Genomic DNA, 9,688 nt, shown 5'->3' with positions numbered 1-9,688 from the left:
AGTGAGGAGTCTTCGCACATAAAGTGAAGGGCTCCCGCTTACTCGACTGGGATACGCGGGTTAGGTGAGACCCCGGAAGGCGTCAGCCTGAGGAGACTCAGCGCACGCCCACGGAAAGCGACTCCTTCCCCACCACCCCTTTCTCCAACAAAACGGAATTACATATTTATTTAAACCAGCCTTTTTCCCTGAAACGCGAAATCGCCTCGATCCGATTACTAACTTCAAGTTTATCCAGGATAACTGAAATATAATTACGAACCGTTCCCGTCGTAATGTAGAGCTGCTTTGATATTTCCTTCGTATTTTTTCCATCAGCCATTAATTGGATAACTTGCTTTTCTCTTTCAGTGAGGGGATTTTCATCGCCATAAGCCATATCTACTAACTCGGGAGCAAAAATCCTTTGACCATCCATAATCGTTCGGATGGAATTCGCCAAATCCTCACTAGGACTATCCTTTAACAAATAGCCGCTGACCGCCGCTTTTTGCGCACGTTCGAAATACCCACCCCTGGCAAACGTAGTCAAAATAATAATTTTACAAGGGTTATCCTTTAATTCTTCAGCTGCATCTAGTCCAGTTTTTACCGGCATTTCAATATCCATAATACAAATGTCAGGCTGTAGCTGATTAACTAGATTACATGCTTCCTCTCCATTTTTAGCTGTTCCTACGACTTCCATATCTTCTTCTAAATCGAGCAGAGAACCTAGAGCTCCAAGCAGCATTCGCTGGTCTTCAGCAATTACAATACGAATCACACCATTCCCTCCTGTTTCGGTTGTTGAATAATATTAGGTACTCGAATATGAAGTGTCGTGCCACTTGATGATGAAATTTCCAGGGTGCCGTTTACAAATTCAAGTCGCTCTCTCATTCCTTGTAGCCCATGTCCTTGGGCAGCATCCGCTTTTCCGGAAACGCCTACTCCATTATCTTCTACGGCAATAGACAGCTCGTTCGGAGATTGTTTAATCCTTACATGGCAAGCAGTAGCCTCACTATGCTTTACAACATTAGTAACAGCCTCTTTCAAACACATGCTTAACACATTTTCGACAAGTAAGGGAGTCTTTTCGAGTTCAGGATTTCCTTCCATACTAAAGTCAATTTCAGCAGCCTCCAAAATCTGTTGGACACGGATCATTTCATCCTTAAGTGTAGCCCCCCTCATATTAGATACCATCTCGCGAACTTCTTTTAAAGCTGTTCGTGCAGTTTGACGGATATCCTGAATTTCATTTTGGGCTTTATCAGGCTTGGTTTCCATTAATTTCCCTGCTAAGTCACTTTTTAATCCGATCAATGAAAGTTTTTGCCCGAGTGTATCGTGCAAGTCACGTGCAATGCGTTCTCTTTCCTCAACGACCATCAGTTGTGAGATCTTTTCGTTCGCATCCTCTAATTGACCTTCCAACTTTTCACGTTTAATTCGGTAGTACATCGTAAATGGCAGCAAAATGACGCCGATCACACTAATAATCACAAAGGGCAGTTGAGGAAAAAGTGCTTCATTTTGAGTAACAAATATAACCGTTATCGCGGCGATCGTACTAACAAGATGAACAATATATAGTGTTAGAAATCCGGCTAAGTTTTGGATGTTTCCTATGAAAAATGCTAGAAATAAGGCGAAGTAAATATATCCAAATAGCATCGTCATCATAATGCTGATGGCCATTTCTATGCCCACCCATAAGTAAACGAATCCACTATTTGAAATAAAAGAAAGCCGATAAGCTAGAAAGAAAAGTAAAATCATGAAAATACCAAAGACAATTTCGGTTACGGAGGAAGACCTAAATATAAAAAAGAAAGGCAATAAACAAAATATGATCCATATATAAGAGCTAAGCCCTGTATTTTTCGGGATGATGTGATACCAGTTTTGCATAATTGCCTCCTCGTTTAGGTATTTGTACGGATCGTTAACAACATTTTAACAAAAAAAACCCCATTCTATGCAATAAGAATAGGGTTTCCGTGCATTTTATTATTTCTCTTGAATGCTTGGCCTTTTACTATTCGTTTGAAGTTTCGTGTGATGAAGAAGTGGTTTAACCTGTTTAAAGCTAACAAACTTCTTATTCTCCGTATCATACAGACGGAAGCGAATTGACTTCAAGCTTGAAGCCAGCGTAATTGTTGTAGCATTTTGTAATGGAGGTGTGGACTCATGAGCTTCCTCTAATTTATAGTTCGGTACTCTTGGACTTAAATGATGAACATGGTGAAAACCAATGCTTCCAGATACCCATTGTAAAATTTTAGGCAACTTATAATAAGAACTTCCATCAACTGCAGCTTTTACGAAATCCCACTCTGATTCATCTTCAAAATAGGAATCTTCAAATTGATGCTGCACGTAAAACAACCAAATACCTAGAGCGCCGGATACGTATAGAATCGGAAATTGAATAATCAGGAAGGCCTGCCAACCGATCGCCCAAATTAAAAGGCCGTAGATCACAACAATCGAAGCATTCGTTAGGTGAGTATTCATACGTTCCTTACGCTTTGCTCCTTTACGGTTAAAGCGATTTGAAATACAGAAAAGGTAGATAGGACCTAATCCGAACATTACGAGCGGGTGACGATATAGACGGTAAGCCATCCGTCCCCAGAATGATGCTTCAAGGTATTCATCGACCGTCATTACCCATACATCTCCCGTACCACGCTTATCTAAGTTACTGCTCGTTGCATGGTGGATTGAGTGTTCCCGTTTCCATTGTTCAAAAGGAAATAGTGTAATAATCCCGGTAATCGTTCCAATAATCCGGTTTGCTTTTTTATTTTGGAAAAAGGACATATGTGTACAATCGTGAAAGATGATAAACATACGGATCACGAATCCTCCTGCAATCATAGCGACAGGAACAGCAAGCCATACTGATACGGACAAGCTTTGATAGGCAAGAAACCAAAGCAAGAAAAACGGAACAAGTGTATTTATTAATTGGCGGATTCCTGCTGATTTATCAGGCTTCGCAAAGGATGCTACATTCTTTTTTAACTCGGTTTGTTTTTGTTGGCTCATGGGATTTCTCCTTAAACGTTTTTTATCGTACCTCTATCATAGAAGAATCGCATCATGGATGTAAGACATAAACGTCAGGTTTCCTATATGACATTTGTCATGTATTTTGTAGAGGTCACCCGATATGCCTGTCATTGCAGCTTTTCACAAAAAAACATTGTAGTAAAAGTTAATGTTGCTATTGGCCTGAATATAGATGCGAAGATTATTCAACAATCGATGAATCACGGTTCCGTGGTTACGGATGGAGAAAAGGGCTCAGGGAAAGCGAACAGATTCTTACTTCTTAAAAGATATTATTCCAATCCTGCATCTTATAATTCGCACAAAAAAAGATCAGAACGTTTCTTTTTCATATCTTATTCTACTAAAGTCCACCATATTGAGAAAAGGTGGTCCGGAAAACGAATTGTTCCCCTGAGCCCTTTTCTCTGTTTCTAACGACGGAACCATGATTCTGCTCTGTTGTATGATTTGTATACACCCTTCTAAGGTCATAGTTGGGAGTTCAAATTGACTTGTTGTAACATTTTAGAAAAATAGAGGTGTAGTAGAACACGATTTCGATGTAATGTAAGCGTTTTCCTTAATTGTGATACTATAGAAGTAGATTCATTATGAAGGAGGATTTTATGTCTAACTATGGAAATCAAATTCAGTTTAAGGTGTATCAAACGATGACCGATCCTAATCCAGACAGACTACCAGTCGTTTATGAAGAATGGGAAAAGCGGGCACGCGAAGTATTGGAAGATGGTCCCTATCATTATGTAGCGGGTGGTGCTGGCGGCGAAAGCACGATGAATGCCAACCTAGAAGCTTTTAACCGTTGGAAAATTGTACCAAGGATGCTTCGAAACGTAGAAGAACGAGATTTAACTATTGAATTATTTGGAGAGACATATCAATCACCAATGATGCAGGCTCCAGTCGGTGTTCAATCCATCATCCATTCCGACGGTGAGATCGCCTCTGCCAAAGCATCTGCAGAAATGGGAGTTCCTTATATTGCGAGTTCTGCATCGACAAAACCAATGGAGGAAATCGCCAAAGAGATGGGAGACGCCCCAAGGTGGTTTCAATTGTATTGGAATAAAGACCCTGAAGTCACCAGGAGTTTCTTGAAAAGAGCTGAACTATCAGGGTATTCCGCCATTGTCGTTACACTAGACACCCCCATGATGGCATGGCGTGAGTACGATTTGAAAAATGTTTACCTGCCCTTTTTAATAGGCGAAGGTGTCGGAAACTACTTAACCGACCCAGCTTTCTGCTCCAAGCTGCCAACATCACCTAAAGAAGACCCAACCTCAGCGATCATGCATTGGACAAAAACCTTCGGAAATCCAGGACTAACATGGGAGGACATAGCCTTTTTAAAGGAACACACCACTCTCCCAATCCTATTAAAAGGAATACTTCACCCAGAAGATGCCAAACTAGCACTTGCCCACGGCGCAGATGGTATCATCGTCTCCAATCACGGTGGCCGCCAAGTCGACGGAGCCATCGGAGCATTGGCCGCCCTGCCCCAAATTTGTGGAGTTGTTGGAGATAAAATCCCAGTCCTCATGGATAGCGGGATCCGGCGTGGTTCCGATATTATTAAAGCCCTAGCACTCGGAGCAAAAGCCGTACTCATCGGACGACCATGCATGTACGGTCTGGCCGTTGCAGGCGATCAAGGAGTTGCAGAAGTTTTGCAAAATTTAAAAGCCGACATGGATCTAACCATGGCGCTTGCCGGAGAAAAGTCCGTCCGTGAATTAAATAGCTCCATACTAGTTGAATCGAAATGAAAAAACCCGTGGACCATCCTAGTGTTAGATGGTCCGCGGGTTTTATATTCTTAAATCGCTCAAAAAATTACTATAAGCGCTCGCAAATGCTATTTTCCGCTCGCAAAATATTTTTCTATAAATTAAGCTGCTTCTTTATCTTTATTATTTTCATTCGCTTTCGTCTTCCATCCAATTAAGAAGAGGATAGCGAGTACTACAAGTATAGATAGAATCATCATAACATTAGATGAAATAGAGTTTATTAAGTTACCTAGTACGATACCAACAAGGCCAAAGTCCGCATCACCAAAGGTGGTACCTTCAAACCCTAGTGAACCTAGTACAGGAAGTAATAGTGCTGGTAGGAAGCTGATCATAACCCCATTAGCCATAGCTCCAAGAATGGCTCCTTTACGTCCGCCAGTTGCATTTCCAAATACTCCGGCTGCGGCTCCAGTAAAGAAGTGAGGTACTAGGCCAGGAACGATTACACTTAATCCTAATAAAGGCAGGAACATCATACTGACAAGACCAGCAAAAAAGCTAGCTAGGAAACCTATAATGACAGCGTTACTCGCAAATGGGAATACGGCAGGTGCATCTAAAGCAGGCTTAGCGTTAGGGACAACTTTATCTGCAATCCCTTTAAAGGCTGGCACGATTTCACCGAGTAGCATACGTACACCAGCAAGGATGATGTAAACTCCCGCAGCAAAAGTTAGACCTTGCATAAACGAGAAAACAAGGAAGTTTTGACCGCCGCTAAGTTCAGACTCAATAAAAGCAGGTCCAGCAAAGCCGGCTACTACAAAGAATAAAATGACCATCGTTAATGAAACTGAAACACTTGTATCACGTAGGAACCCTAGTGATTTAGGAACTTTAATATCTTCCGTTGATTTTGAATTTTTTCCTACAGCTTTACCGACCCATGCAGAGACGAAGTATCCAATGGAGCCAAAGTGTCCAACTGCAAAATCATCTGAACCAGTAATTTTACGGGTGAACGGTTGAAGCATTGCTGGAGAAAGGACCATCAATGAGCCAAGAATAATTGATCCTGTGATTACCATTGGTACACCTGTAAGACCACCAGTAGTTAAGATAACAGCAATCATACAAGCCATAAACATCGTGTGGTGCCCCGTAAGGAAAATATATTTGAACGGGGTGGCTCTTGCTAAAATAATATTAACCACCATTCCAAACAACATGATCATAGCCGTTTCTGTTCCGAAACTTTCTTGAGCTAATGCTACAATTGCTTCGTTGTTAGGAATTACTCCACTAACAGCAAAAGCTTCATCGAACATACTACTAAACTGGTCAAGGGACTGAACTAAAACATTGGCGCCAGCGCCTAGTATCACAAATCCCATAATCGTTTTTAATGTTCCTGATACGACATCTCCCGAATTTTTCTTTTGAACAAGTAAACCAATGAGAGCGAATAAACCAACTAAAATGGCTGGAGTTCCAAGTATGTCCTGCATAACTAAATCGACCATGGGTGATTCCTCCTTTATAAGTTAAAAATAACGTAATTACATATTGTTTTCTAAAGCTTCCCGAAGTTCTTTCTTATCCATTAAATTTTTAAGTTGAACGACATTACGGCTGCCATCGTCTAAGCTATCGATAATATCTTCTGATCCAAGAAACAAGTCTGCTTGTTCAGTTTTAGCGGTAGAGAGGTCTGTATGAGATACATCTGCTTCTTTTCCCATGTCAGATAATGCTGCCTTTACATTCATTTCTACAATCATGCTACTGCCTAATCCGTTTCCACATACAACTAATATTTTTTTCATCTTGAGTTCCTCCTCTAAGTTCTTTTATGAATTTACGTTTTGGTGAATAAGGTCAAGAATCGTTTGACTGTCGTTGGCTGCAATTAATTGATCAATATTTTCTTCATTAGACAGGACTTCCGTTAGCTGAGCGAGAGCTTTCAGGTGGGTCTGGTTGTCGATGGCTGCCAGAACAATTATTAATTGGGCGCGGTGCTTTTCTTTTTCAGAAAAATATATCGGATCTTTTACTCGTAAGAGGCTCATTCCTAAGCGCTCGACTCCAGATTCAGGCCGGGCGTGAGGGATAGCGATACGAGGAGCGATCACAACGTAAGGTCCCAAATCATTTACGTTTTCGATCATGGCCTCCACATATTGCGGTTGAATCGAATCTTGATCTAATAAGGGTTGAGCTGTCAATCGGATGGCTTCTTCCCAATGAGAAACGTGATCTCTAAATTGAATGGTTTTTTCTGTTAATAATTCAGTGAGCATGGGTTTTCTAAGCTCCTTTGTAGAAGGTGTGTGGTGTTCTAAAAGATGAGTTAACTCTTTTTTTAAATCGTCTCTTTCATGAATGGTGGCATGACGATCTATTGCATCCAACATATGATCGATCGAATTCCTATTCGAATGATTAGTAAGAAAAAGATCATTCATCCTTTGCATAACATGTTCCTTTTCCACATTCGACAAGAGGGCAGGGACATGAATCACAGGAATTTTTTTAGGTTTAATATAATTAGTAGAAAATATCACATCAGCTTGGTGGTCAGAAGTTTGATACTCTCTCATAGAGAGGGTGGCAATGACATCCAATCCAGCGATTAAGTTCTCCAATTGGGTTCGCAGCATATTCGATGTTCCTATACCATTTTCACAAACAATAATTGCTCTGTATTTTGTCTCTACATGTTTCTTCTCTTTTGATAACCAACCGCCAAAATGTAAAGTGATATAGGCAGTTTCTTCATCAGGAATGGGCTGACCCACATAATACTCAAGGTGGAGCATGACACGTTTCGTTAAATGGTAAATGTCAGGATAATCCTCTTGGATACGCTCTGATAATTCATTAGCAATCTGCACACCATACTTCAGACGGTAATAAGTTGGCTTAATATGAGAGATGAGATTCTCCTCAAGCCCCCTTCGATCATCAAAAACAACACATGAATATGTTTGAAAATCAGTAATCATTCGTTCGGCGACATTCTTTAAGCCTTTTAACTCCTTCTCTGTGTAACGATTAAAATCATCGTGCTGTACTTTTGAACCAAGAAGATTCATCGTGATAAAGCAGATTTCATCATTTGGAAAAGTAACTCCCCAGAGCGCTTCTAATTTTCTCGTAATAATATAGGAAGCTTGAAAAGCCTCAGTTTGCTTTAAAACTTCTTTTTCTTCTGAATCGATATGCACAAACTTTTTCGCTTGAATTCTTTTTAATAAAATTAAAATTTGCAAAGAAAGCATTTCAACCATCTCATCCGTCAAAGTTAAACCCATCTCTTGCTCAGCTTCATATAGCAGGTTTTTAACGGACGTTCTTTGATCCTCGTGTTGGGTAAGATCGTTATCTACTGTTTGAATCATTTTTTGGATTTCAGTTCTTACATTGGACCAATCAGAATTAGCAAACACCGTCGACAATACATCGGAAAGCATCCTGCGCTTTGCTTCTTCTGGACCTTCTAATTGGTACCCAGAGCCTTTTTGATACGATAATTGCAGATTCATAGATTTGAATTCTTCTTTAATTGATTGAACCGCTTTCGCAACGGTGCCCCGACTCATACTCGTCAATTCCATAAAGTCGTTCATCGAAGACTCTTGTTCCTCAAGCAAAATTTTCGCCTTAATAAGTAACTCACGCTCAGAGCTAGACAACTGATATTGATAGTCAGCGAATTGTTGTTCATGACTATGTTCCAAGCAGCCTTTGGTAGGATCGGGGAGTTGAAACCCTTTACCATGAACACTTTCAATGAGCGGTAAGTTTTGTTCTTTTAACCAATCGTTAATTTGTTCGACATCATAATAAATCGTCCGCTGAGATACCTTTATTTTCTCAACTAGATCTTTCGTAGGAACCGGAGCGGACGAATGTTTCATAATGGATAACAAGTGTGCACGCCTCTTATCCAAAACCATAGGAATCCCCTCGTTTTTGCAAAATTATACTTGTGGAAATTTTGATGATCATCTTATGAATTGATTATATTCTTTATTTCGTAGTTATGTAAGTGGTTTCAATGTGCAAGTTTTGTAGTTTATAATTTTGCAAAAGTGAACGGTTAAGAAATTCAGTAATCATACTCATACATTGTTATAAAAAAGGAATTTTAATAGTGATGGAATCAAGGGTGAAAATTATAACTTCAACCCATCTTAATACTACGAGCCCTAAAGCTCTGGATCGATTAAATGAGTTTTTTTGTTAATGAAAGGGAGGTGAGCTTGCATACGAAATCTTATATATTTGAATACACAGAAGAAAAGAAAACACGATTAATTATGAAGGTAATAAACCAATAATGACTATTATTCTGGAACTAGAAAGTGAGTCCTGGCAAATTCATATACGGAATTAACAGATGAAGTGTAGTCAAGGACTACACTTCATTTACTAACTGTTCCACTGCTGGAATATCGGCAGGAGCCCATACGAGGGAATGTAAATTTTCACGTTTTAACCAAATTAAACTAGAATGCTCGCTAGGTGTTGGCTGCCCCTCGATTAATTTTCCTTTAATAGCAATTAATTGGATAATAAAAGCGTCATATTCATGAACATTCTCATCGAATACGTCAAAAGTGTCTATACTACATGAAAGTTCTTCGTTTATTTCTCTTTCTAATGCTTCATTTAGACTTTCCCCATCTTCCACTTTTCCACCAGGAAACTCCCACGTGTTGGGAATAGCCATTTCGGGAGAACGCAAGGCACACAGAATTTCATTGTGATCATTTTCGATAATTGCAGCGACGACTTTTACGGTCTTTTTCAAGTTAGTTCCTCCTCTGTTGACACTGTCTCATATTATAATAGCATTTTTCCTGAAATGG

8 protein-coding genes are annotated in these 9,688 nt (G+C 39.9%); 1 reads left to right on the top strand and 7 read right to left on the bottom strand.

Going from position 1 to position 9,688, the window contains the following annotated elements; translation table 11 throughout:
- Window positions 1-166: 166 nt before the first annotated feature.
- The 3 genes from ACFQIC_RS03880 to desA all read right to left on the bottom strand — a co-directional run bounded on the left by ACFQIC_RS03880 (window position 167) and on the right by desA (window position 3,045).
- Complete coding sequence (locus ACFQIC_RS03880) at window positions 167-766, bottom strand: response regulator (RefSeq protein WP_204708647.1); 600 nt, start codon at window positions 764-766, stop codon at window positions 167-169.
- Complete coding sequence (locus ACFQIC_RS03875) at window positions 763-1,899, bottom strand: sensor histidine kinase (RefSeq protein ID WP_204708648.1); 1,137 nt, start codon at window positions 1,897-1,899, stop codon at window positions 763-765. The genes ACFQIC_RS03880 and ACFQIC_RS03875 overlap by 4 nt, the downstream gene beginning before the upstream one ends.
- Window positions 1,900-1,998: 99 nt before the next feature.
- Entirely contained in the window at window positions 1,999-3,045 is a 1,047-nt protein-coding gene (gene desA / locus ACFQIC_RS03870) for a Delta(5) desaturase DesA (RefSeq protein ID WP_204708649.1), read from the bottom strand.
- 632 nt (window positions 3,046-3,677) lie between these two features.
- Here desA and ACFQIC_RS03865 point away from each other — a divergent pair.
- Window positions 3,678-4,844, top strand: a complete 1,167-nt coding sequence (locus tag ACFQIC_RS03865; RefSeq protein WP_204708650.1) for a lactate 2-monooxygenase — start codon at window positions 3,678-3,680, stop codon at window positions 4,842-4,844.
- A gap of 122 nt (window positions 4,845-4,966) precedes the next feature.
- Here ACFQIC_RS03865 and ACFQIC_RS03860 read toward each other — a convergent pair whose 3' ends face one another.
- From ACFQIC_RS03860 to ACFQIC_RS03845, 4 genes are all read right to left on the bottom strand, one after another.
- Window positions 4,967-6,334, bottom strand: a complete 1,368-nt coding sequence (locus tag ACFQIC_RS03860) for a PTS ascorbate transporter subunit IIC (protein WP_204708651.1) — start codon at window positions 6,332-6,334, stop codon at window positions 4,967-4,969.
- Window positions 6,335-6,370: 36 nt separating this feature from the next.
- Complete coding sequence (locus tag ACFQIC_RS03855; protein ID WP_204708652.1) at window positions 6,371-6,637, bottom strand: PTS sugar transporter subunit IIB; 267 nt, start codon at window positions 6,635-6,637, stop codon at window positions 6,371-6,373.
- Between the two features lie 24 nt (window positions 6,638-6,661).
- Complete coding sequence (locus tag ACFQIC_RS03850; RefSeq protein WP_390216948.1) at window positions 6,662-8,767, bottom strand: BglG family transcription antiterminator; 2,106 nt, start codon at window positions 8,765-8,767, stop codon at window positions 6,662-6,664.
- A gap of 467 nt (window positions 8,768-9,234) precedes the next feature.
- Entirely contained in the window at window positions 9,235-9,630 is a 396-nt protein-coding gene (locus ACFQIC_RS03845; RefSeq protein ID WP_204708654.1) for a (deoxy)nucleoside triphosphate pyrophosphohydrolase, read from the bottom strand.
- Between the last annotated feature and the right edge of the window lie 58 nt (window positions 9,631-9,688).

The sequence above is a fragment of the Halobacillus seohaensis genome (assembly GCF_042663045.1).
In the GTDB taxonomy this organism is placed as follows: domain Bacteria; phylum Bacillota; class Bacilli; order Bacillales; family Halobacillaceae; genus Halobacillus_A; species Halobacillus_A seohaensis.
The sequence above is the reverse complement of the archived record's forward strand: the minus strand, read 5'-3'. Positions and strand labels throughout refer to the sequence as shown.